Raw genomic sequence first — 23,446 nt, 5'->3', positions numbered from 1 at the left:
TCTATTTCTTTTTTAGTTGATTAAAACAGTTTGTAACTTCTTCTAAATCGTTAAAATGAGAACGAACCCCATTTATTTCTTGATAACTTTCATGACCTTTACCTGCAATCAAAATAATATCTCCAGCATCAGACAATTTACACGCTGTTTTAATTGCTTGCCTTCTATTTACTACAGTTAAAGTTTTATTGTAATGTTCAGGTGATATACCAGCCTCCATTTCATCTAAGATTTCTTGAGGATCTTCTGTTCTTGGATTATCTGAAGTAAAAATGGCTTGGTTACTCAAATGAGCAGCAATATGCGCCATTTTTGGTCTTTTTGACTTATCTCTATCACCTCCACAACCAACAACTGTAATCACTTTCTCGTTATTGGTTCTTATATCATTTATAGTTTCTAACACATTTTTTAATGCATCTGGTGTATGTGCGTAATCTACAATAGCTGTAACTCCGTCTTCAGAAATCACATATTCAAAACGCCCATTTACACTTTCTAACTGACTAACTATGGTTAAAATATCTAATTTTTCTAAACCTAATAATTCAGCTGTTGCAATAATTGCAGTAAGATTATAGATATTAAAAACTCCAATTAATTTTGTCCAAACCTCAGTATTATCAATAGAAATTAAAGTTCCTGATAATTGTTTTTCTAAAATTTTAGCTTTAAAATCGGCTAAAGTTTTTAAGGCATAACTATATTTTTTAGCTTTGGTATTCTGCAACATATAGTTGCCATTTTTATCATCTATATTGGTTAATGCAAAAGCAGATTTTGGTAAATCATCAAAAAACTTCTTTTTTACATTTCTATACTCTGCAAAGTCTTTATGATAATCTAAATGATCATGAGATAAATTGGTGAAAATTCCTCCTGAAAATTGCAAACCTTCTGTTCTTTTTTGATGAATTCCATGAGAGCTAACTTCCATAAAGCAATATTCTACACCAGCATCTAACATCATATCTAAATACCTGTTTATGGTAACAGAATCTGGTGTTGTATGTGTTGCTTTATATTCTTTATCACCTACTAAAATTTTTACTGTAGACAGCAAACCAACTTTGTACCCTGCTTTGGTAAATAATTGATAGAGTAATGAAGCAATAGTAGTTTTACCATTAGTACCTGTTACTCCAACAACTGGAAATTTAGTAGACGGATTTTCATAAAAATTAGATGCCATTATTGCTAAAGCCTCATTTGCATCTGCAACCCTTATATAAGTTATACCCTCTTTTCTGTCAAATGAAAAACCTTCGCATATTATAGCTTTTGCACCTAGAGCAATGGCTTTATCTACATATAAATGACCATCTACATTTACTCCTTTTTGAGCAATAAACACATCTCCTTCGCCTACTCTTCTTGAGTCGAAAATAAGCTGATTCACCTCAATATTTGTATTACCAAATACTTGTTTTATGGCTACTTTATACAATATGTCTTGTAAATTTTTCAGACTATGATAATTTTAAAATAATGGTTGCACCTTTTTCTAATGCTTCTCCTTTTTTAATAGATTGATTTTGCACTTTTCCTACTCCTGAAATTTGCACTTTTAAACCAATATTTTCTAAAAGAGATATAGCATCCATACCATCCATACCCTTAACATTAGGCACTTTAGTATGTTCTTTTGTAATTATTGTATTGTATTTATTAAACTGTTTTTCTAATACTGCAAACTCTACATTGTCATTTACAGATTGATTATCTATAGGAGTTGTTGTGTAAATTTTTTGAGCTATTTCTTTAAAAACTGGTGCAGCAACTGTAGCCCCATAGTAACCTTTCTTTTTATCAGGATCATGAACTACAACAATGCAAGAATACTTTGGTTCATCTGCTGGAAAAAAACCTGCGAACGACGCTACATAATGTTGTGTAGAATAGTAACCTCCTTCCCATTCACCTTCTTTATTTTTAATTCTTGGCATAAACTTTTTGGCAGTTCCTGTTTTACCAGCCATAGAGAAATTAGAAGAATAGATATTATCTGCAGTTCCTTTTATTACTACATTTTCCATAACTTTTCTAACCTTTTTTAAGGTTTCTTCGGATGCTATTTTAGGATGAATAATTTCTGTTTCAAATACAGTTTCTGCTTTATTCTCTCTTCTTAACTCTTTTACAAATCTTGGTTTAACCATTACACCATTATTAGCAACAGCATTGTAAAACATTAAAGTTTGCATTGGTGTAACAGAAACTCCATAACCCCAAGACATCCATTCTAAAGAAATTTTACTCCAAGTTTTATCACCTGGTTTTGGAATGGTTGGTCTACCTTCTCCTTTAATAGGAAAACCAATAGGTTCTGTAAATCCGTATTTTTCTAATTTTGCAATGAATTTTTCTGGCTCTTCATCATAATGTTCTTTAATTAACTTTACAATGCCAACATTTGAAGAAACCTCAAAAACTCTAGCTGCGGATATTTTACCATAACCACCTCTTCTTGAATCTTCGACTTTTTTATTGTGAATGAAAATTTTTCCTTTTTCAGTATCAACTACAGTAGAAGTGTCAATCTTTTTATCATCTAAAGCCGCCATTAAACTTGCTAACTTGAATGTTGAACCTGGCTCATGACTTTCCCAAACAGCGTAGTTTCTTTTCTCAAAGTACTTTCCTTTAGAAGTTCTTCCTAAATTAGAAATTGCTTTAATTTCACCTGTTGCAGTTTCCATAACCACTGCACAACCATGATCTGCTTCAAAAAGTTCTAGTTGTTTTAATAATGCATGATGTGTAATATCCTGTATGTTAACATCTATAGTTGTAATAACATCATGCCCATCTATTGGCTCTTTTTCATTTACATCAGAAATAGGTTTCCACTGGTTTTTTGCAATCTTCTGTTTCCAACGTAAACCATTTTCACCCTGCATAAAATCGGCAAAAGCACCTTCTATGCCTGCTTCTCCTCTAAAATCATCATAACCAATAGTTCTCTCTGCAATTTTACCAATTGGATGTGCCCTAACTGTTTTATGTTCTGCTATGAAACCACCCTTATAGACACCCAATTTAAAAATCGGGAATTGTTTCATTCGCAAATAATCATTGTAACCTACATTTCTTGCCAGTAACAAATACCTATTTTTTCTTTTTCTGGCAGATCTTAGTTTCGTCTCATAATACCTTTGACTTTTACCCAACATGGCACTTAGTTCTTTTGCTAAAGCTGCAACGTTTTTCTCAAAAACATTACCATCTATAGCAACTGCATCTATTCTAATGGTATATTTTGACATGGATGTAGCCAACAAATTACCATCTGCAGCGTAGACGTTTCCTTTATTCGCGTAAATTGTATCTTGTTTGATGGTTAATTCTGTAGAGAGCTTTTTGTATTTTTCTCCTTGAAAATACTGTATGTTAATTACGCGAAAAACCACTGCAAACAAAAAAAGCGTCATAAAAGAAGCTACTATGTAGAATTTGGTAAGTATGCTTTTTTTGTGGGTTGCCAATTTACTTTAATCTTTATAGGTTACTTTAATTTTTTTTGGTGGTGTTTCTGAAGGTTTTAAACCTCTTTCTATTGCTTTCTCTCTTATACTAGATTCCATTTTCATTCGCATTAAAATAGTTCCAGTATCTACATATTCTGCTCTTAACTCTCTCTTCTGTTTATTTAATTCTGATATTCGAATTACTTTTTTATCGGCATTATGTGCACTTGTAATCATTACCAATAGTAAAACCACTACAAACAAAATGATGCCCCAGTTTTTAAAGGAAGATTCATCTGTTAAGAAGCTTCCTCGTAAAATATCGTATATGTTTCTTTTAACTTTAGACATGTTATTTTGGAGTGGCTAATCTTAGTTTTGCACTTCTTGCTCTATTATTTATTTTAATTTCCTCTTTTGGAGGCACAATTAATTTTCCTATTTTTTTTAGCGGCTCGTTAGAATTACCAAAAACATCTTTTTCTGGTTCCCCTTCAAACAAACCAGTTCTAATAAATCTTTTCACTAATCTATCTTCTAGCGAGTGATAAGAAATTACACTTAACCTACCTTCATCATTCAATAAGTTTGGCACTTGCTGTAAGAATTCTTTTAACACTTCTAACTCTTCATTTACTTCTATTCGAATTGCTTGAAAAATTTGCGCTAAAATTTTATGTTCTCTTGCATTTGGTAAAAATGCTTTTAGCACTTCTTTTAATTGAAAGCTAGTTTCTATTGGACTATTTTTTCTTTCATGCACAATAGTTCTTGCTAGTTTTCTAGAATTTCTTAACTCACCATATAAGAATAAGATTTCAGCTAATTTTTCTTCAGAATAATTATTGATGATTTCTTTTGCAGAAATTTTAGACTTCTGATTCATCCTCATATCTAAATCACCATCAAAACGAATAGAAAAACCTCTTTCAGCTTCATCAAATTGATGCGAAGAAACTCCCAAATCTGCTAAAATGCCATCTACTTTCTTAACTCTATGAAATCTTAAAAAACGTGAGATGTATCTAAAATTTTCTGGTATTAAAACAAATCGTTCATCATCTATAGCATTGTTAATTGCATCAGGATCTTGATCAAAAGCAAACAAGCGTCCGTTTTTACCTAATCTTTTTAAGATTTCTTTAGAATGACCACCTCCACCAAAAGTAACATCGACATAAACACCATCTTCTTTGATATTTAAGCCATCTACACTCTCTTGTAATAAAACTGCATTATGATAACTCATCTCCATCTGTATTACCCATCACCTCTTCTGCTAAATCTGAAAAATTTTCAGCAGCATTCTCAATTGCGTTTTCGTACTTTTCTTTATCCCAAATCTCAATGATATTTACAGATGAAGACATAACTACCTGCTTTTTAATTCCTGCAAATTCAGATAAATTTTTTGGGATTAAAATTCGGCCTGTAGCATCCAATTCTACTAACTTTACACCAGCAGTAAACCTTCTAATAAAATCATTGTTTTTTTTCTTGAACTTGTTTAGTTTATTAATTTCTGCCATAGTTGCATTCCACTCTTTCATAGGATACAATTCTAGACACTGCTCAAAAACCGACTTTTTCAGCACAAAACCTTCTTGTAATATAGGCGCAACTTGCTTTTTAAAAGCAGAAGGAAACATGACCCTACCTTTAGCGTCAGCTTTACATTCATATGTACCTATTAGATTTATCACTTAAAAAAGAATTAATGATCAAAAATATATAAAAATTACCACTTTTTACCACTTTTTACCACATTGTTAATAAAAACAACGCTTTCTTAATGTTAATAGTATATGCACTGTTGTTAATAACCTTAAATGAGGTAGTGTTTAATTGATTTTTATATCATAAAAAAGAACTACATTTGCTTTTTAGTGAACTAAACAAAAATCAATGACTGACAAGTTAAAAACTGAAGATAAGTTTACATATGCAGAAGCTGGTGAAGGACCTGCAATCATTGTTTTACATGGATTAATGGGGGCTTTAAGTAACTTTGGGTCTACATTTGAACATTTTTCGAACAACGGTTATAAGGTATTAATACCTGAATTGCCTTTATATACTTTACCACTTGTAAAAACCAACGTTAAAAACTTAGCAAGTTATTTGCACGAATTTTTAGCTTTTAAAAAAATTGACAGTGCTTTACTCTTAGGAAACTCTTTAGGTGGGCACATTTCTTTATACTTTACAAAACACTATCCAGAAAAAGTAAGTGCGCTTGTTTTAACAGGAAGTTCTGGTTTGTATGAAAATGCAATGGGTGGTAGTTTTCCTAAAAGAGGAAACTATGAATATATTGAGCAAAAAGCAAGAGATGTTTTTTACGACCCAGAAATAGCTACAAAAGAATTAGTTGATGATGTTTATGCCACTGTAAATGATAGAATGAAGGCTTTAAAAACCCTTTCTATTGCAAAAAGTGCCATAAGACATAATATGGCTAATGATTTACCAGAAATGAAACTACCTGTTTGTTTAATTTGGGGAAAACAAGATGGAGTAACGCCTCCAGAAGTAGCCAATGATTTTCATAAACTATTGCCAAATTCTGAATTATTTTGGATTGATAAATGTGGGCATGCTGCAATGATGGAAAGACCTGAAGAATTCAATCAAATTCTTGAAGGTTGGTTGAAGTCTAAAAATATCTAAAACACTTTTTATTGTGAAAATTAAGTCTGCTGAATTTGTAATGAGTAACAGTAATGTTATTAATGCACCTAAAGATAGAATACCAGAATATGCTTTTATAGGTCGTTCTAATGTTGGTAAATCTTCATTAATTAATATGTTAATGGAGCGTAAAGATTTGGCGAAAATATCTGGAAAACCAGGTAAAACACAGTTAATTAATCACTTTAAAATTAATGACAACTGGTTCTTAGTTGATTTACCAGGTTATGGTTATGCTCAGGTTTCTAAAAAGAAAAGAGTAATTTTTCAATATTTTATTGAAAATTATTTTAAAGAAAGAGAGCAATTGGTTTGCACTTTTGTTTTAATAGATTCTAGACACGATCCTCAAAAAATAGATTTAGATTTTATGCGCTTTTTAGGCGAGAACCAAATTCCTTTTTGTTTGGTTTTTACAAAAGCAGATAAATTAGGGAGCTCTAAATTGAACAAGCAAATTACTTCTTATAAAAAGAAATTACTGCAACACTGGGAAACACTGCCTATGACTTTTTTAACCTCTTCTTCAACAGGATTAGGTAGAAAAGAGTTTTTAGACTTTATTGACGGTGTTAATGATGATGTTGCTAAAGATTTTAAATAACATTTAGGTTACTCTTAATGCATTCTAACAAACAAAACCTGCAAGTACTTTTTGAAGACAATCATATTATTATTGTCAATAAAAGATCTGGAGATATTACTCAAGGTGATAAAACTGGAGACAAGCCTTTAAGTGATGTTGTTAAGGAATACATTAAAGAGAAATACAATAAAGCAGGTAATGTATTTTTAGGTGTTGTACACAGATTAGACAGGCCTACTTCTGGCGTTATTATTTTTGCAAGAACATCTAAGGCTCTTGAACGATTGAATAAAATGTTGCGTGATAAAGAAATACACAAAACGTATTGGGCAGTTGTAAAAAATCATCCTAAGAAAGAAAAAGCTACTTTAATAAATTACCTTAAAAAAAATCCTAAGAACAATAAATCTAGTGTATTTCAAAAAGAAATTGATGGTTCTAAAAAAGCTATTTTACATTATACTATTCTTAAAAAACTAGATAATTACTCACTTTTAGAAATAGATTTAGAAACAGGTAGACATCATCAAATTAGAGCACAATTATCTAATATTGGCTTCCCTATTAAAGGTGATTTAAAGTACGGTTTTAATAGAAGCAACAAAGATGGCAGTATTCATTTACATGCAAGAAAAATAGATTTTATACATCCTGTTGCTAAAGAAAAAATTACAGTTACTGCACCAACACCTAATGAAGTAATTTGGAACGCGTGCAAGTAATTGCTATATTTAGAAAATAAATTTCTAAATGAAAGCCCTAAAATACTTTACTATTTTAATTCTACCTTTAGTAGTCTTTATTTCTTTTACAAACAAAGGTTGGTTAACCTATTTACCAGCGCTTGTTTTCTTTGGCTTGGTTCCTTTACTAGAATTTTTTATTAGACCAAATACCTACAATTTTACCAAGGAAGAAGAAAAAATCGAGAAAGAGAACAAACTTTACACTTACCTATTGTATGCGACTTTACCAATACAAATTGGGTATTTAGTATTCTTTTTTTATGCTATCCAAGAACCAAATCTTACCAACTCAGAAATATTTGGCCGAATATTTGGAATGGGAATTATGTGTGGAGTAATTGGCATTAATGTAGGGCATGAACTAGGTCATAGAAATGAAAGAGTTGGAGAGTTTATTGGAGAAATCTTATTGCTTACCTCATTAAACACTCACTTTTTACCCTATCATAATGGAGGTCATCATTATAATGTGGCAACACCAAAAGATGCTGCCACTGCTAGAAAAAATGAAATTTTATTTTTTTTCTGGATTCGCTCTCATTTTACAAGTTATTTTCAAGCTTGGCAATTAGAAAATAAAAGAATGAAAAGTTTAAATAGATCTTGGTTTCATCATCAGAACAGAATGGTTGTCTATACATTTTGCAACATAATTCTTTTAGCACTTATCTATTTTATTTTTGGCCTCTTTGTGCTATTTGCATTTATAGCAGCAGCTGTAGTTGGTATTCTTTTATTAGAAACTGTAAATTACATAGAGCATTATGGCTTATTACGTAAAAAGAATAATCATGGCAGATATGAGCGTGTGAAAAGAAATCACTCTTGGAACAGCAACCATCAAGTGGGTCAAGTATTACTTTTTAATCTATCCAGACATTCAGACCATCATTATAATGGCTCCAAGCATTACCAATTGTTAAAATCATTACCAGAAAGTCCGCAAATGCCAACAGGTTATCCAGGTATGATGTTACTTTCATTTTTACCTCCAATTTGGTTTTGGGTAATGAATAAAAAATTAAACAACTTATCATAAACACTTTATGAATCAAGAAAAAACAGTGTCTGAAGCTATAAGCTACAGAAGATCAGTACGAATTTATGATGCTAATAAACCCATACAAACTGTAATTGTAAAGAAATGTTTAGAGCAAGCTGCTTTAGCACCTAACAGTAGTAATATGCAACTGTGGGAATTTTACCACATTACTTCTAAAGATATTATCGCTAAAATTGCTCCCTTTTGTTTTAATCAAAATGCAGCAAAAACGGCACAGCAATTAGTCATTTTTGTTACGCGAAAAGACTTATGGAAAGAAAGAGCAAAAGCCAATTTAAAGTTTATTGATAAAAATTTTGGAGCAAATAATCCAAAAGAAAAACAAACAAGTAGAGAAAAAACAGCTAGAAATTACTATGGTAAAATAATCCCTTTTGCTTATGCAGATTTTCTAGGAATTTTAGGATTTCTAAAGTTTATTATGGTTACTATAATTGGTTTTTTTAAGCCTATTTATAGACAAGTTCGTAAAAGTGACATGAGAATTGTAGCTCATAAAACTTGTGGATTAGCTGCAGAAAATTTCATGATTTCTATGGCTGCAGAAGGTTATGACACCTGCCCTATGGAAGGGTCAGACACTTTACGAGTTAAAAATTTATTAGGTTTGCCTTCTGGAGCTGAAATTAACATGATCGTGTCATGTGGAATTAGAGATCCAAAAGGGGTTTATGGAGAACGATTTAGAATTCCTTTTCAAGAAATTTATAAAGAGGTTTAGCAAGTAAATTACTGCTTTGGTTTTAAAACCAAAACATTAACGCTTTTCTTTATTTCTGCTTCATTCAAACTCATTTTTACAAACTCACCATCTACAAATTTCTGAGCTTGATCTTTATAATGATCACTAAACACATTACCTGATTGACCTGTTGGTAAAATTGCAGCACTGTTTTCTATATCAGAAAAATCAATAACTCTTCTTGTTGATGGGCCAGCAGTAATTTTGTACACACCTGTGCTATCTAATTGAAAAATTTGATTGTTAATTACTTCATTACCTCCAATAGTTTCAAAAGGCCCAACATTAAAGATTGACCTTAAAACACCTCCAGCTTTACCAATGGCATGTTCATGTTCTAAAGAAATTACTCTTTTCCACATCCAATTATCTACATTTTCTCCTAACTGAGTTTCTAAGAACGAATAAGCACTTAAAAACGAATTGGTAATAATTTCGTTTCTAGTTTCTGTAGTGTTTTTAGTCGTTACATTATCCCACCAAATAGAATTTTCTCTATTAACTTGAATTGGCAAGGCCTGATCTTGTAATTGAGAATTAATAAATAAAGTAAAACTATCTCCTAATTCATCTTTATAAGTGGCTGCTAAAACTTCATATAAAAATCGATTGTAAATGGTTGGTGCTATTGCCGTTTTTTGATAATTTCCATTCCAACTTTCCAAAATGGAAATCGCCTTTTTTTGTGATGCAGATAAATCTTCTCTATTTACGTTTTGTAATAAATCTTTAGCAATATCAGAAACAGTTGCAGATTGTACATCATATATCATTTGCTCAACATCCTGCTTTGTAAAATCGTTTTTTTGATTTAATAACGTTGTTATTCTTTTAGCTCTGTCTTGAGGCTGATAATAACCTGGGTACAATTTACCTCTCACTGAATCTGGCTGATTATTTGCAGAATATACATAGTTCCAGGAAGGATTTATAGCCTGAGGGTTTTCATCAAATGGTAAAAATTCAGTGATCTCATCATTACCAGAAGCACCATCTAAATACAATTTAGAAGATAAACTATCTCTAAGTTGATATAATTTTGCAGAAGCAAACCATGCTATATTTCCTTTGGCATCTCCATACATTACGTTTAAACCAGGAGCATGAATTTTTGAAACAGCATTTCTAAAACTATTTAAAGAGTTTGCATGAGACATTTCGAAAGAAACATCTAATTGCTCATTGTCTAATTGAGTGTATAACCAATGCATAGCAATTGGTCTATCATCGTTCATATGAGATATAATGCCGTTCATAATTGGCCCATGTTTAGAAACTTTTACACTAAAAGTAGTATCAGCCTCATCTTTAATTTTTATTGTTTTAGAACGTAATGCATAAGATTTGTAACCATCTGATGTTTTGTATTGATTCTCATCATCAACTTTATTCTCTTCTATATAAAAGTTTAAATCATCATTAGCCAACATAGTTAAACCATAGGCATATTCTCTATTATGCCCTAAAAGCGGAAATGGCATTAGTGCTATGTTAAAACCATAAATTTCAAAATCTGGAGTTTTTATGTGATTTTCATACCAAACTGAAGGTTGTGAAAATCCTATGTGAGGATCATTAGCAAACAAAACTTTACCATTTTTAGTTTTTTCTGGTGCTATTACCCAAGAATTGCTACCTATAAAAGTAGAAACAGGTAATTTATCCATCAACTTACTTACAGCTGCAGAAAGTTCGCCTTTAATTTCTTTGGTTTCATACTTGTTGATGGTAAGTTCATTTAAATCGGTTGTCATTATTTCATTGAAATAAGCATCACCTAATTTCTCTTTAATTTCGGTTAACAACGGATCTGTTTTATGTGCAACTGCAAAACTAAAAGCCATATAACCAAACACATTATATACATCTTTAATGGTGTAATTTTCTTTTTCTACACCTACTAATGAAAACTCTAAAGGCGTTTTACCTTCATTAATAAATTGATTAATACCATTTAAATAAGCCTGAGTTAATCTATAAGGTTCACTGTTCTTATCTAAAGCTGCAATAGATTTTTCAGCAGCCTCTTCTATACCTAAACCAGCAAAAAACACATCAGTCTTCAGTAAATCTTTTCCAAAAATTTCAGACAATCTACCAGCAGCAATTCTTCTTATAAGCTCCATTTGCCATAATCTATCTTGCGCATGCACATAGCCTAAAGCTGTGTAAGCATCTTGCTGATTTTGAGCCTCAATATGTGGCACACCAACTTCATCAAAATAAACAGTTACTTCGTCTGATAAATTTTCTAATTCTAATTCTCCTGAATAATCTGGATAATAAGTTCTAGAATACAACCATGCACCAACTACAATTAGCACAATTAATAGAAGAATAATTTTTAGGCTCTTTTTAATAAAATTCATTTGAAAATTTTTGATGTAGCCAAAGATAAAATAATTATGTTGTATTTTTGATACACTAACAATTTGATGATTTATGAATAAAATTCAAATGGTTGATTTGCAAAAGCAATATCAACAAATAAAAGATACTGTAGACAACTCTATTCAAGATGTTTTAAACTCATCTTCATATATAAATGGCCCATTAGTTAAAGAATTTCAAAAAGATTTAGAAGCCTACTTAAATGTAAAACATGTAATTCCTTGTGCAAACGGAACAGATGCTTTGCAAATAGGGATGATGGGTTTAGGTTTAGAGCAAGGTGATGAAGTAATTACTGTAGATTTTACATTTGCAGCTACTGTAGAAGTTATTGCACTTTTAAAGTTAACTCCTGTTTTGGTAGATGTTGATAAAGAGACTTTTAATATTGATATTGAAGCGTTAAAAAAAGCTATTACACCAAAAACAAAGGCGATTGTACCTGTACATTTATTTGGACAAGTTGCAAATATGGATGCTATTTTAGAAATCGCTAAAGAGCATAATCTTTTTATTATTGAAGATAATGCACAAGCAATTGGTGCTAATTATACTTTTAAAGATGGCTCGCAGCAAAAAGCAGGAACTATTGGAGATGTAGGTACAACATCATTTTTTCCATCTAAAAACTTAGGTTGTTATGGAGATGGAGGTGCAATTTTTACCAATAATGATGATTTAGCACATACCATTCGTGGAATTGTAAATCATGGAATGTATGAACGTTATTATCATGATGTTGTTGGTGTTAACTCAAGATTAGACTCAATACAAGCTGGAGTTTTAAAAGCAAAACTGCCTCATTTAGATACGTATTGTAATGCTAGAAGAAATGCAGCTCGTTTTTACAATAAAGCTTTTGCAAATCATTCAGCAATAATTACACCTACTGCACAATCAAACAAAACAGCTAATTGTGGACAAATTTGTGACGTTTGTGATTGTCATGTTTTTCATCAATATACTTTGCAAATTACAAATGGACAAAGAGATGCTTTGCACAAACATTTATTGAGCAAAGAAATACCAAATGCTATTTATTATCCTGTTGCTTTACATGCGCAAAAAGCATATAAAGACGACAGATATAATGAAGAAGATTTTCCTGTAACCAATGAATTGATAAAAACAGTAATTTCATTACCTATGCACACAGAGCTAGAGGAAGATCAATTACAATTTATAACAAACACAATTTTAGATTTTTTAAACTAAATTCAAAAGATGTCAAAATATAAAGACCAACTTGAATATAGCAAAAAGTCTTTAAATAAAATTTATTACATAAATATTCCAATAAGTATTATTGTAGGGATTTTATATTCTATTTATTCACCTTATTTACCAGGAAGAAAAGGAAGACCTCCAATGATAGAGAGAATGGAATACTCAGATGCTGTTTTACAGTCTGCTTTTATGTTTTTCTCAATACTTTTAATAAGCTTCTATTTGATAATTTCTAGGAAAAGGAATAAGCTAAATGAATTAGATAGAAAATATAAAAATGACATTAAGAATATAAAAGAATACAAATCCGTTTCAAACTTTAAAAACTAATTAACCAATGAAAAAAATTTTAGTAACAGGAGGTCTAGGTTTTATAGGTTCTCATACAGTAGTTGAGCTACAAAACGAAGGTTTTGAAGTTGTAATTATTGATGATTTATCTAACACAACCTTATCCGTTTTAGATAGCATTACAGACATTACAGGTGTAAAACCAACCTTTCACAAGGCAGATGTTCGTATTAAAAGTGATATTAAGGCTGTTTTTGATGCTCATGATATTGATGGAGTAATTCATTTTGCTGCCTTTAAAGCAGTTGGTGAAAGTATTGCAAAACCATTAGATTATTACGAAAACAACTTAAGTTCTTTAATTTATATGTTGCAAGAACTTAGAGATCGTAAATTAGATAATTTTATATTCTCTTCTTCTGCAACTGTTTATGGTGAGCCAAATCATTTGCCAATTACAGAAAATGCACCTGTTAAAAAAGCTGAATCTGTATATGGTAATACCAAAAAAATTGGTGAAGAAATTATAAGAGATTCAAGCAAAGCTTATGGAATAAATGCAATTGCTCTGCGTTATTTTAATCCTATAGGTGCACACGAATCTGCTAAAATTGGTGAATTACCTTTAGGTGTACCTCAGAATTTGATTCCTTTTGTTACTCAAACTGCTGCTGGTATTCGTGAACAGTTATCTGTTTTTGGAGATGATTATCCTACAGAAGATGGTACTGCCATTCGTGATTATATTCATGTTGTAGATTTAGCAAAAGCACATATTGCAGCTTTAAAAAGATTAATTAATAAAAATAATAAAGAGTCTTTTGAGTTTTTTAATATTGGTACAGGTAAAGGTACTTCTGTATTAGAAGTAATCAATACTTTCGAAAAGGTAAACGACTTAAAATTAAATTACAAAATTGTAGGTAGAAGAGATGGAGATGTAATGTCTTGTTACGCAGATACTACAATTGCAAACAAAGAACTAAACTGGAAAACAGAAATTGGGCTAGATGAAGCTTTACGCTCTGCTTGGAAATGGCAGCAAAAACAATCTGTTTAAAAAGCATAAAAAAAACCTCAAAAGCAATAATTACTTTTGAGGTTTTATTTTTAAAATAAGATTTTATTATCCTTTTACAGGAACAGAAACTCTTGTTTTTCCCCAACCTAAATGCATCACAGCATTATCATCTTCACCATTAAAAACAATAGAAAAAGCTTCTAAACTTTTTTTACCTTGAGAAACTTGTGCTTCTACTCTAACAACATCTTCTTTCTGATCGTAGAAATAAGAACCCCATACATTTTTTTGATTACTTAAAATAACAGTCCAATCTCCATCTGTTGGTATTGTAAATAAAGTATACGTTCCTGCTTTTACCTTTTTATCTCCAAAAACAACATCTTTATAAAAAGTAATTTCTGCTGCTTCGTTTGCTCCAGTTCTCCAAACTTTTCCTTGAGGAGCTAATTTATCTAAAGATCTGCCTTTTAACTGAGGTCTACTGTAAATCACTTTTACTAATTTGTCTGCTTCTCTCCAGTTAGAAGGATAGGATGCTGCATCCATAGGACTTACATCCATCTTTGGAAAATCTTGTGCAGTAACTTCTGTAGATGAAATTAAGGCGATTGTAAAAATTGCGATTGATAAAATTGCTTTTTTCATGTTTCTATATTTTAATTATTGTTTTACTTCTGTCAATCAAAGTTAAGAATCCTTGCAAAAAAAACTTGCGTTTTTTAATGACAATTACAGTCTGAACTGCATCCTTTAGATTGTTTTGTTGGTAATATGTATTTTTTCACTAAAAATAATAGTGCAAAAGCCAGTAAAATGTATACTATAATTTCTTGCATTAACTTAATATTTGATAGGTTAATAAAGAGGAAACATAGGCTAGAACCGCCATTCCAAATAATTGAATTAATGGCCATTTCCAAGTTTTAGTTTCACGTTTAACAATGGCTAATGTTGCCATACACTGCATAGCAAACGCATAAAAAACCATTAATGACATACCTACTGGAAAATTAAATCGTTTCTTACCTGTATCAGGATTTATTTCTGAAGCCATTTTTTGTTTAATGGTAGTAGTGTCTTCATCATCTGCTCCAACACTATAAATGGTAGCTAAAGTTCCTACAAAAACTTCACGAGCTGCAAAAGAGGTAATTAAAGCAATACCAATTTTCCAATCATATCCTAAAGGTTTAATTGCTGGTTCTATAGATTTACCCAACATACCTATATATGATTTCTCTAATTTTGTTGATGCTATTTTTTGTTGAATTTCTTCTGTACTTAAATTCTGATTTTCAACTTTAGCAAATACAGTTTGTTCTGCGTTTTTAAATTCGTCTCCTCCATTTGATGCCAAAAACCAAAGTATTACAGATAATGCTAAAATAATTTTACCTGCACCTAACACAAAGGCTTTCGTTTTTTCTACCACTTCATAAAATACGTTTTTAAATGAGGGTAGTTTGTAATTTGGCATTTCTACTACAAAAAATGATCTTGATTTTATTTTTAGCGTTTTGTTTAAAATGTAAGCCCCTAATATTGCAGAAGCAAAACCCAGCGCATACAACAGCAACAATACCAAACCTTGTAAGTTTAAAAAACCTAGAATTTTAGTATCAGGAATTATAAGTGCTATTAAAATTGCATAAACTGGCAAACGTGCTGAACATGTTGTAAAAGGTGTTACTAAAATGGTAATTAAACGTTCTTTCCAATTAGAAATAGTTCTTGTGGCCATAATTGCAGGTATAGCACAAGCTGTTCCTGAAATTAACGGAATTACACTTTTTCCATTCATTCCAAATCGTCTCATAATTTTATCCATTAAAAAAACAACACGACTCATGTATCCAGTTTCTTCTAAAATGGCTACAAACAAAAATAAAATTGCGATTTGAGGTATAAAAATCACAACACCGCCAATTCCTGGTATAATACCTTCTACTAATAAATCTGTTAAAACACCAACTGGTAATCTATTTCTAATAAAGTTTGCCAACTCTGCAAAAACACCATCAATAAAATCCATTGGCACAGATGCAATGTCAAATATCGATTGAAAAATTATCAATAAAATCAGAAAGAAAATGGCATACCCAAATATTTTATGTGTAAAAATTTTATCTAGTTTACTTCGTAAATCTTTAGCCTTAGATTTATCTACAATATAGGTTTTCTTTAAAATTTTATTAATTTCTTGATACCTATAAATAGTTTCTTTGTGTTGGTATTTCTTTAATTTAGGCACATCTTGCTTAAAAGCTAAAAGCTTTTCTTTTTCTTCTTTTGTAATGGTATCTGGGTAGTTATTTTGAGTTACCATTAACCACAACTCATATAAAGAATAATTTGGACTAATCTTTTTGAGATTTTCAAAATAATCTGGATCTATCTTAGAATTTATTCCACAAAGAGGAGATGCTTTAGCTGCCACATGACAACGAATAATGGCTTCTTTAACTTCTTGAATTCCTTCGTTCTTTCTTGCACTAATTAATACAACTTCTGTATTTAATTCTTTTTTTAAGAGTGATAAATCAATAGAAATACCTTTTCTATTCATTTGATCTACCATATTAATGGCTAATACAGTAGGTATTTCTAAATCTTTAATTTGTGAAAAAAGTAATAGATTACGCTTTAAATTTTCTACATCTGCAACCACTAAAATAACATCTGGAGATTCTTTTATATCTTTCTTGAGCAATGTTTTTAAAACAATACTTTCATCTAAAGAAGTAGGATTAATGCTGTATGTACCAGGTAAATCTGTAATTATGGCATTTTGTGTAGCAGACAATTTACTTTTACCTAGTTTTTTATCTACAGTAACTCCAGGGTAATTACCTACCTTTTGATTTAAACCTGTAAGTTGGTTAAAAAGCGAAGTTTTACCAGTATTAGGATTACCAATTAAAGCAATTTTTATATCGTTTTTAGACATTAAATTTCGCTTTTAAGAATTTGAATAATTGCTGCAGTTTCTTTTCTAATGGCCAAATGACTACCATTTACACAGATATAAATTGGGTCTTTTAAAGGAGCTTGCTGTATTAGCTCTACTTCTGCCCCAGGCAAGCAACCCATTTCTAACAATTTTAATGGAATTATCTCTAAAGACTCTTCAGATATATAACCAATTTCTCCAACATTTAAAGATGCAATTGTATTCAAAAGTATATTTTTATTTGGTTAACAAAGATAATACTTTAGAATGAGTCTAAACAACTTGTTTGAATCATTTTTAGAATAAATTAATATAACTTTAAAAACCCAAAAATACCTATATGAAAAAAATTCTTTTCTTCTTTTTATTAGGTTTTATGCAAATAAATTCCCAAAACAACAATCTTATAAAATTAGAATTAAAAGATAGTATTTTAAAAAAAACTATTGCTGATTATATAATTCTTAAAAAAAATGATTCATCAGAGTTTGAGAGAATTGGCTACATAGCTTTAAGGCAAATTTATTTAAATGAAGAAGCCATAAACAATGATTTAAAATCAAAATTTGATATAACAGATCAATACTATAGACCTACAAATGATTTACCTAGTTTTTATACTTATATTGAAGAAAGACTAGTGCTGATTTATGATCATTCTGTAATTTCTAAAAACACACCATATTCAAAAAAAAAGCAACGCAAAATAATAAGGCTTGTAAAACCCTATTTAAATAAAACAATTCGTTTAAAAATTAGAGATGACAATGGTAAATTAATTGTTAAAGACAGGCATTTTAGAGATGAAAAAATTACTCTTCATGGTGGCATTCTCCTCTCTATCTATGAGAATGGAAAAGTAATTATTGATAGTGGTTATCGTTAATACTTCAATACAATAGGCTATATATTTTTAAAAAAGGTAGCAAATTAAAATTACTCCCTTTTTTCATACTCTTCTTTTAGCAAAACCATATCGTCTTTCAACTTTTGCATATCCTCTTTATTAGTGCCATCATAATAACCTCTAATTCTTCTTTCTTTATCAATGAGTACAAATTGTTCTGTATGAATAAAGTCATCTTCACCTCCATCACCATCTTCAATTACAGCAAAATAACTTTTTCTTGCTAAATCGTAAATGTGTTTTTTAGCACCTGTAGTTACATTCCATTTACCATCAATAACCCCTTTATTTATAGCATACTCTTTTAAAACAGGTACACTATCCATCACTGGAGTTACAGAATGACTTAGAAACATAATATCATTATCATTCTTATAATATTCTTGTAGCTCATTCATATTGTAAGCCATAGCCACACAAATATTTGTGCATCTTGTAAAGAAAAAATCTGCGATATAGATTTTGCCTTTATAATCTTTTTGAGTAATAATTTTGCCATTTTGATTTATCAACTCAAAATCAGCAATGGTATGATCTTTTGTTATGTGCTTAATAGATTCATGCACCAAACTAGGATTTACATCTGAAGGGCTGTATACTTTTAATTTCTTATCTACCTTTAACAAATGATAAAAAACGGGCACTGTAACTGCAGAAAAAACAACCAAGAAAATTAGAGTGGCTTTACTTTTTTTAAAAAATTTTAAATCCATAAAAAGTGTATCTTTTGCAAATTTACGGCTTAAAAAAATGCAAAAAAAGTACTCTTTAAGTTATTAGGCTTAAAAGTCTGTTAATTTGCAATATCAACTTTTAAGATTACTTTTTAAACTCTCTTTAATAATGTACCTTTGTCAGTTATACAATTAAGCGTTATTACTGAATGGAAATATTAATAAAAGCATCACAATTTATATTAAGCTTATCTTTATTGATTGTTTTGCACGAATTGGGGCACTTTATCCCTGCAAAATTATTTAAAACACGAGTAGAAAAATTCTATTTATTCTTCGATTATAAATTTTCTTTATTTAAGAAAAAAGTTGGTGAAACTGTTTATGGTATTGGCTGGATTCCTTTAGGAGGTTATGTTAAAATCTCTGGAATGATAGATGAAAGCATGGATACTGAGCAAATGAAACAACCAGCTCAACCTTGGGAGTTTAGATCAAAACCAGCTTGGCAACGTTTAATTATTATGTTGGGTGGTGTTTTTGTAAACTTTGTACTTGGTATTTTTATATACATTATGTTAATGTATGCTTATGGAGAGCAATATTTACCTAATGATAATTTAAAAGATGGTGTTTGGGTACAAGATTCTTTGGCCATGAATTTAGGTTTAAAAACAGGTGATAAAATACTATCTGTAGATGGTCAAAAAGTTAAGAAATTTTCTGGCTTATCTTTAGAGTTTATTAATGGTAATAACTTCGAAATTGAAAGAGAAGGACAGGTTATTGACAAAAAAATCCCTACTGATTTTATTTCTCAATTGATGGATAGAGGAAAAGATGCTGGCCCATTTTTATACCCACGTTTTCCTTTTGTAATTGGTAAAATCTCAGATGATTCACCAAATGTGAGTTCGGAATTACAAGAAAAAGACATAGTTACAAGTGTAAATGGTACCCCTTTAAAATATTATGATGAAGCTAAGGCTGTATTATCTAACTACAAAGGACAAGAAGTTACAGCAACTGTGATTAGAGAAAAAGTTGAAAAGGAAATAACACTACAAGTAACCAATGATGGTAAACTTGGTGTAGTTTTTACAACTTTACCTTTGTCTGATTTAGAAAAATTAGGGTATTATGATTTAGCAAATATAGAATACTCTTTTTCAGAGGCTATACCTGCTGGTTTTAACAAATCTTGGAAAACCTTAACAGATTACGTAAAACAATTAAAAAAGATATTTAACCCAAGTACAGGAGCTTATAAAGGCTTAGGAGGATTCATTTCTATAGGAAGTATTTTTCCTGATGAATGGAGTGCAGAATCTTTTTGGAATATAACTGCATTTTTATCTATTATGTTAGGTTTTATGAATCTTTTACCAATACCAGCTTTAGATGGTGGTCATGTTGTATTTACGCTTTGGGAAATGATTACTGGTAAAAAACCTGGAGATAAATTCTTAGAGTATGCACAATTAGTAGGTTTTGTATTACTTATTGCACTGCTACTATTTGCTAATGGTAATGATATTTTTAGGCTACTCAAATAAACTAGGTAGTAAAAATTAAAAAAGCCTCGCAAATTGCGAGGCTTTTTTTTTAAACTCTTAGAGACCTATTAATTACAGAAAAGTATGTGTAATTTGTATTGCACTTATCACAAGCATAGCTTTTTGTACCTGGTATTAATTTAACCATGGGCTTACGTCTCATTCTGTGCCTAGACACAGATTTACATCTTGGACAGGCTTTCATTGATTAGGTAATTTTTTGATTAGCGAAAATCAAATGTACTTAAAATCAATGGTATATGTAGAATTATTTATTAAATTAATCTTTATTTAATGATGGCTTGCTCATTTTTCCAATCTATCCATTTTTGGCCTTTTACTTTTCTCATGATATTATCTATGGTTCTCATCACAAAAATATTGTAAATGGCTTTACCCAAATTTTTAGGGTTTCTGGCAATTGCTCTTAGACTCATTGAAAAACCAGGTGTAATGTATTTCATATAATGCCAATATCCTTCAGGCATGTATAATACTTGTCCATGCTTTAAATGAGTAGTATACCCTTTAGCATTTTTAAGATTTGGCCACTTCTCAAAATCTGGATTAGAAAAATTAATATCTTCCCTTGTAATTAACGAATATGGTATTTTGTAGAGATGTTTGTTTTGCTTCTGATCAAATAGAATAACCTCTTTTTTACCTTCAAAATGAAAATGAAAAATATTAGCTAAATCAATATCATAATGCATAAACGTATAAGAATCTGTACCTCCAAAAAATAACATTGGTAAGCCTTTCATTAGGCGTAAACCAAAGTCAGGAAACTTATAATCTTTTTGCAATACAGGCACTTCTTTTAAAACATTCCATAAAAAAATTCTAAATTTTGTAGGTTCTCTTTTTAATAAATCTACATATTCAGACATTTTCATTTTTGCATGTGGCTCGTTAAAACCGTCTTTAAAATCTACTGGTCTATCATCATATAAAGGTACAGTTTTATCGCCTGCAACTTCTTTCATATAGTCTAAAGACCATTTAGAAAATGCTGGCCAATCTTCTATAAACTTTTCAATAACCACAGGTTTTTGTGGTTTAAAATAATTTTTAAGAAAGTCTTCTTTTGTGATTGTCTGTACTCTATCTATTTGAGATAAGTTTAAACTCATACTGCATCTAATTGAACTGCAAAGTTAAGAAAAGGTAAAGGAAATATTAAACAAAAATAAACCATCAACTTTATAATAAAGCTGATGGTTTAAACAATGAAGTTTATAAAACCTTAGTTATAGGTTATAGCGTAAACCAAAAAGTATATTGCTTGGTGGCATAGGTACAAAACCACTTTCTATGTATTCAGCATCGAAAATATTATTAGCTGTAATTGTAAAACTAAATTTATTTACGTCTAAAATAATAGAAGCATCCCATACATTGTAACTCTGACCTGTAGTTCTTTCTGCATGTTTATACATTATATTTTGTCTTAAGTTCTTAAAGAAAGAGGTAGACAATTGTGTAATAAATTGATGTCTTAAAGTATTTAAAGAATAACGAGATAAGTCTGAGTTTTGATCTATAATATCATCTTCTAAATAAGAGTAACCTACTTTTAAACTTTGATTAAAATCATTTAGTTTAAATAAATAAGTAGCATCAAACTCTAAACCTTTGGTGTTTACCTCTGCAATATTGGTTGCTGTAAATACACCTGTTGCAGTATCTGGTCTAATATAATCTATTAAATTATCTGAATCTCTATTGAAAATAGCAAACGATGCAAAAAAGTTGTTCCCATTAAATTTTACTCCTAATTCTTGTGCGAATGCACTTTCTGGTTCTAAATCAGGGTTACCAGAAGTTGCAGGGTCTGAATAATACAAATCTGTATATGTTGGCACTCTATAAGTATAACCAACATTACCATAAGCTTTAAAGTTATCAGAAATCTGAATTCCTAAATCTAAACCAGGAAAAGCATTAAAATCGAAGTCAGAAAAATAAGTTACAGCCACACCTGGTGTAAGATCTATATTATCTCCTATTTTAAATCTGTGCTCTAAAAAGAAATTAGCTAAAGTTCTGTTTCTATCTCCTAAGTTATTACTGCTAATTGAAAAACGAGAAACATCAATACCAAAACCTGTAATACCTAAACTAGATGTATATGATACATTAGTTTCAACTCCAATTTTATTGGTAATGTGCAAATTTCTAAAAAAACTAGGGTCATCTCTTTTTAACAAGAAAATATCTTGACCTCTTCTCCAATAGATTCTTGGTTTTATTTTAAAATTACCTGTATTAAACGTAGTAGAAAAACCAACTAAACTATTCTGAGTTTCTTCATACTCGTTCCAATCAGGGTTTGTGGTATAGAAGTTTTCTGCACCAAATTTCTTATCAAAAAAAGTAGCAATCATTTCTATAGGTTGTTTGTTCTTATTAAAAACACCTTTAAGAAAATAATTATAATTGTTATAATCTGAATTGTTTCTATATCCATCAGAAGTTAAAGCACCTACGTGTGCAATGAAAGATGAATTTGCAAACTCTTTACCCACAGTTACTGATCCATTTAACTGCCCAAAAGAACCTGCTTCTACATTTGCAGAAACTGTATTTTCTAAATTCTTCTTAGTAACAATATTAATTGCTCCTGTAAATGCATTTTGGCCAAAAACTCTTGCTGCTGGCCCTTTTATAATTTCTATTCTCTCAATTACTTCTATTGGTAAAGCTGCATTCATTGTATGGTGCCCTGTTTGTGCATCATCCATTTTAATACCATCTATTAAAAGTAACGTTTGATCAAAACCACCACCTCTAATGTATAAATCTGCTTGGCTACCTGCAGTACCTCTTCTTCTAATATCTACACCTGCTACCAATTGTAAAAGGTCTGCAACATTGGTTGCTGCACTGTTTGCAATGTCTTTACTAGTAACAATATTTATTGTTCTAGAGTTTTCTTTAAAAGGTAAATCTATTCTTGTTGATGTAATTACAACTTCTTTTAAAGTATCATTTTGTACAATATACGATTGCGCATTTCCAGTTGAAACACCCAACAAAACTGCCAGTAATAAGGTTATTCTAAATTTCATAAATCGTTATTTAAATCGACTGCAAAAGTCGTAACTTTACTAGCGCTTAAAATAGTCCGG

The 23,446-nt window shown here is 30.4% G+C and carries 22 protein-coding genes; 10 read left to right on the top strand and 12 right to left on the bottom strand.

The features are described from left to right. Position 1 precedes the first annotated feature (1 nt). The 5 genes from V7R38_RS06670 to mraZ are packed head-to-tail and all read right to left on the bottom strand — an operon-like array spanning position 2 to position 5,170. Positions 2–1,468: a UDP-N-acetylmuramoyl-L-alanyl-D-glutamate--2,6-diaminopimelate ligase gene (locus V7R38_RS06670; RefSeq protein ID WP_334057126.1), complete on the bottom strand. Its 1,467-nt coding sequence runs from the start codon at positions 1,466–1,468 to the stop codon at positions 2–4. A 1-nt stretch (position 1,469) separates the two neighbouring features. Beyond that, the gene (locus V7R38_RS06665; protein ID WP_334057125.1) at positions 1,470–3,431 is read right to left on the bottom strand and encodes a penicillin-binding protein; all 1,962 of its coding nucleotides are present in this window, start codon (positions 3,429–3,431) and stop codon (positions 1,470–1,472) included. 60 nt (positions 3,432–3,491) lie between these two features. Beyond that, positions 3,492–3,818 (bottom strand): FtsL-like putative cell division protein, encoded by a 327-nt coding sequence (locus tag V7R38_RS06660; RefSeq protein WP_015481055.1) that lies wholly within the window; start codon positions 3,816–3,818, stop codon positions 3,492–3,494. 1 nt (position 3,819) lies between these two features. Beyond that, the gene (gene rsmH, locus V7R38_RS06655; RefSeq protein ID WP_334056879.1) at positions 3,820–4,716 is read right to left on the bottom strand and encodes a 16S rRNA (cytosine(1402)-N(4))-methyltransferase RsmH; all 897 of its coding nucleotides are present in this window, start codon (positions 4,714–4,716) and stop codon (positions 3,820–3,822) included. Next, positions 4,703–5,170: a division/cell wall cluster transcriptional repressor MraZ gene (mraZ, locus tag V7R38_RS06650; protein ID WP_334056877.1), complete on the bottom strand. Its 468-nt coding sequence runs from the start codon at positions 5,168–5,170 to the stop codon at positions 4,703–4,705. The genes rsmH and mraZ overlap by 14 nt, the downstream gene beginning before the upstream one ends. Before the next feature lie 202 nt (positions 5,171–5,372). On the opposite strand from mraZ, the gene V7R38_RS06645 reads away from it, so the two are divergent. The 5 genes from V7R38_RS06645 to V7R38_RS06625 are packed head-to-tail and all read left to right on the top strand — an operon-like array spanning position 5,373 to position 9,274. Next, positions 5,373–6,137, top strand: a complete 765-nt coding sequence (locus V7R38_RS06645; RefSeq protein ID WP_015481058.1) for an alpha/beta fold hydrolase — start codon at positions 5,373–5,375, stop codon at positions 6,135–6,137. A 13-nt stretch (positions 6,138–6,150) separates the two neighbouring features. Then, entirely contained in the window at positions 6,151–6,762 is a 612-nt protein-coding gene (gene yihA / locus V7R38_RS06640) for a ribosome biogenesis GTP-binding protein YihA/YsxC (protein ID WP_015481059.1), read from the top strand. 17 nt (positions 6,763–6,779) lie between these two features. Further along, on the top strand, positions 6,780–7,466 hold the full coding sequence (locus tag V7R38_RS06635; protein WP_334056873.1) for an RluA family pseudouridine synthase: 687 nt from the start codon (positions 6,780–6,782) through the stop codon (positions 7,464–7,466). Between the two features lie 28 nt (positions 7,467–7,494). Beyond that, a complete protein-coding gene (locus V7R38_RS06630; RefSeq protein ID WP_334056871.1) occupies positions 7,495–8,529 on the top strand; it encodes an alkane 1-monooxygenase in 1,035 nt (344 codons plus the stop codon). A gap of 7 nt (positions 8,530–8,536) precedes the next feature. Beyond that, positions 8,537–9,274 carry a nitroreductase family protein gene (locus V7R38_RS06625; RefSeq protein WP_334056869.1) on the top strand — a complete coding sequence of 246 codons (738 nt, stop codon included), beginning with the start codon at positions 8,537–8,539 and terminating at the stop codon, positions 9,272–9,274. Between the two features lie 8 nt (positions 9,275–9,282). Here V7R38_RS06625 and V7R38_RS06620 read toward each other — a convergent pair whose 3' ends face one another. After that, positions 9,283–11,664, bottom strand: a complete 2,382-nt coding sequence (locus V7R38_RS06620) for a penicillin acylase family protein (protein ID WP_334056867.1) — start codon at positions 11,662–11,664, stop codon at positions 9,283–9,285. A 73-nt stretch (positions 11,665–11,737) separates the two neighbouring features. On the opposite strand from V7R38_RS06620, the gene V7R38_RS06615 reads away from it, so the two are divergent. Genes V7R38_RS06615 through galE form a run of 3 tightly spaced genes read left to right on the top strand, consistent with a single transcriptional unit; the run spans position 11,738 to position 14,264 of the window. Then, complete coding sequence (locus V7R38_RS06615) at positions 11,738–12,901, top strand: DegT/DnrJ/EryC1/StrS family aminotransferase (protein ID WP_334056865.1); 1,164 nt, start codon at positions 11,738–11,740, stop codon at positions 12,899–12,901. A 9-nt stretch (positions 12,902–12,910) separates the two neighbouring features. Continuing rightward, entirely contained in the window at positions 12,911–13,243 is a 333-nt protein-coding gene (locus V7R38_RS06610) for a hypothetical protein (RefSeq protein WP_334056863.1), read from the top strand. Between the two features lie 7 nt (positions 13,244–13,250). Continuing rightward, positions 13,251–14,264, top strand: coding sequence for a UDP-glucose 4-epimerase GalE (galE, locus tag V7R38_RS06605; protein ID WP_334056861.1), 1,014 nt, complete (start codon positions 13,251–13,253; stop codon positions 14,262–14,264). Positions 14,265–14,330: 66 nt separating this feature from the next. Here the strand turns inward: galE and V7R38_RS06600 are convergent, their stop codons facing one another. From V7R38_RS06600 to V7R38_RS06590, 3 genes are all read right to left on the bottom strand, one after another. Beyond that, positions 14,331–14,873 (bottom strand): DUF2911 domain-containing protein, encoded by a 543-nt coding sequence (locus V7R38_RS06600; protein ID WP_015481067.1) that lies wholly within the window; start codon positions 14,871–14,873, stop codon positions 14,331–14,333. 190 nt (positions 14,874–15,063) lie between these two features. Beyond that, positions 15,064–17,175, bottom strand: a complete 2,112-nt coding sequence (feoB, locus tag V7R38_RS06595; RefSeq protein WP_334056858.1) for a ferrous iron transport protein B — start codon at positions 17,173–17,175, stop codon at positions 15,064–15,066. Further along, a complete protein-coding gene (locus V7R38_RS06590) occupies positions 17,175–17,405 on the bottom strand; it encodes a FeoA family protein (protein ID WP_015481069.1) in 231 nt (76 codons plus the stop codon). The genes feoB and V7R38_RS06590 overlap by 1 nt, the downstream gene beginning before the upstream one ends. 113 nt (positions 17,406–17,518) lie before the next feature. Between V7R38_RS06590 and V7R38_RS06585 the strand changes: the two genes are divergently transcribed. Continuing rightward, positions 17,519–18,064, top strand: coding sequence for a hypothetical protein (locus V7R38_RS06585; RefSeq protein ID WP_334056855.1), 546 nt, complete (start codon positions 17,519–17,521; stop codon positions 18,062–18,064). Positions 18,065–18,114: 50 nt separating this feature from the next. On the opposite strand, the gene V7R38_RS06580 is transcribed toward V7R38_RS06585, so the two are convergent. After that, a complete protein-coding gene (locus V7R38_RS06580; protein WP_334056853.1) occupies positions 18,115–18,798 on the bottom strand; it encodes an SCO family protein in 684 nt (227 codons plus the stop codon). A gap of 170 nt (positions 18,799–18,968) precedes the next feature. Here V7R38_RS06580 and rseP point away from each other — a divergent pair, with 170 nt between their 5' ends. Further along, positions 18,969–20,315 carry an RIP metalloprotease RseP gene (rseP, locus tag V7R38_RS06575; protein ID WP_334056851.1) on the top strand — a complete coding sequence of 449 codons (1,347 nt, stop codon included), beginning with the start codon at positions 18,969–18,971 and terminating at the stop codon, positions 20,313–20,315. A gap of 287 nt (positions 20,316–20,602) precedes the next feature. Here rseP and V7R38_RS06570 read toward each other — a convergent pair whose 3' ends face one another. Together V7R38_RS06570 and V7R38_RS06565 are read right to left on the bottom strand one after the other, a co-directional pair. After that, entirely contained in the window at positions 20,603–21,448 is an 846-nt protein-coding gene (locus V7R38_RS06570; protein ID WP_334056849.1) for a cupin-like domain-containing protein, read from the bottom strand. Positions 21,449–21,565: 117 nt separating this feature from the next. After that, complete coding sequence (locus V7R38_RS06565) at positions 21,566–23,386, bottom strand: TonB-dependent receptor plug domain-containing protein (protein ID WP_334056847.1); 1,821 nt, start codon at positions 23,384–23,386, stop codon at positions 21,566–21,568. Between the last annotated feature and the right edge of the window lie 60 nt (positions 23,387–23,446).

This window comes from Polaribacter sp. P097 (assembly GCF_036864555.1).
Lineage (GTDB): Bacteria > Bacteroidota > Bacteroidia > Flavobacteriales > Flavobacteriaceae > Polaribacter.
Note: the sequence above shows the minus strand (reverse complement) of the source record. Positions and strands in the feature narration are given on the sequence as shown.

Coding starts and splice junctions, on each gene's coding strand:
- V7R38_RS06665 (WP_334057125.1), bottom strand. CDS start 3,431: ATGACGCTTTTTTTGTTTGCAGTGGTTTTTCGCGTAATTAACATACAG.
- V7R38_RS06660 (WP_015481055.1), bottom strand. CDS start 3,818: ATGTCTAAAGTTAAAAGAAACATATACGATATTTTACGAGGAAGCTTC.
- rsmH (WP_334056879.1), bottom strand. CDS start 4,716: ATGAGTTATCATAATGCAGTTTTATTACAAGAGAGTGTAGATGGCTTA.
- V7R38_RS06645 (WP_015481058.1), top strand. CDS start 5,373: ATGACTGACAAGTTAAAAACTGAAGATAAGTTTACATATGCAGAAGCT.
- V7R38_RS06635 (WP_334056873.1), top strand. CDS start 6,780: ATGCATTCTAACAAACAAAACCTGCAAGTACTTTTTGAAGACAATCAT.
- V7R38_RS06630 (WP_334056871.1), top strand. CDS start 7,495: ATGAAAGCCCTAAAATACTTTACTATTTTAATTCTACCTTTAGTAGTC.
- V7R38_RS06625 (WP_334056869.1), top strand. CDS start 8,537: ATGAATCAAGAAAAAACAGTGTCTGAAGCTATAAGCTACAGAAGATCA.
- V7R38_RS06620 (WP_334056867.1), bottom strand. CDS start 11,664: ATGAATTTTATTAAAAAGAGCCTAAAAATTATTCTTCTATTAATTGTG.
- V7R38_RS06615 (WP_334056865.1), top strand. CDS start 11,738: ATGAATAAAATTCAAATGGTTGATTTGCAAAAGCAATATCAACAAATA.
- V7R38_RS06610 (WP_334056863.1), top strand. CDS start 12,911: ATGTCAAAATATAAAGACCAACTTGAATATAGCAAAAAGTCTTTAAAT.
- galE (WP_334056861.1), top strand. CDS start 13,251: ATGAAAAAAATTTTAGTAACAGGAGGTCTAGGTTTTATAGGTTCTCAT.
- V7R38_RS06600 (WP_015481067.1), bottom strand. CDS start 14,873: ATGAAAAAAGCAATTTTATCAATCGCAATTTTTACAATCGCCTTAATT.
- feoB (WP_334056858.1), bottom strand. CDS start 17,175: ATGTCTAAAAACGATATAAAAATTGCTTTAATTGGTAATCCTAATACT.
- V7R38_RS06585 (WP_334056855.1), top strand. CDS start 17,519: ATGAAAAAAATTCTTTTCTTCTTTTTATTAGGTTTTATGCAAATAAAT.
- V7R38_RS06580 (WP_334056853.1), bottom strand. CDS start 18,798: ATGGATTTAAAATTTTTTAAAAAAAGTAAAGCCACTCTAATTTTCTTG.
- rseP (WP_334056851.1), top strand. CDS start 18,969: ATGGAAATATTAATAAAAGCATCACAATTTATATTAAGCTTATCTTTA.
- V7R38_RS06570 (WP_334056849.1), bottom strand. CDS start 21,448: ATGAGTTTAAACTTATCTCAAATAGATAGAGTACAGACAATCACAAAA.
- V7R38_RS06565 (WP_334056847.1), bottom strand. CDS start 23,386: ATGAAATTTAGAATAACCTTATTACTGGCAGTTTTGTTGGGTGTTTCA.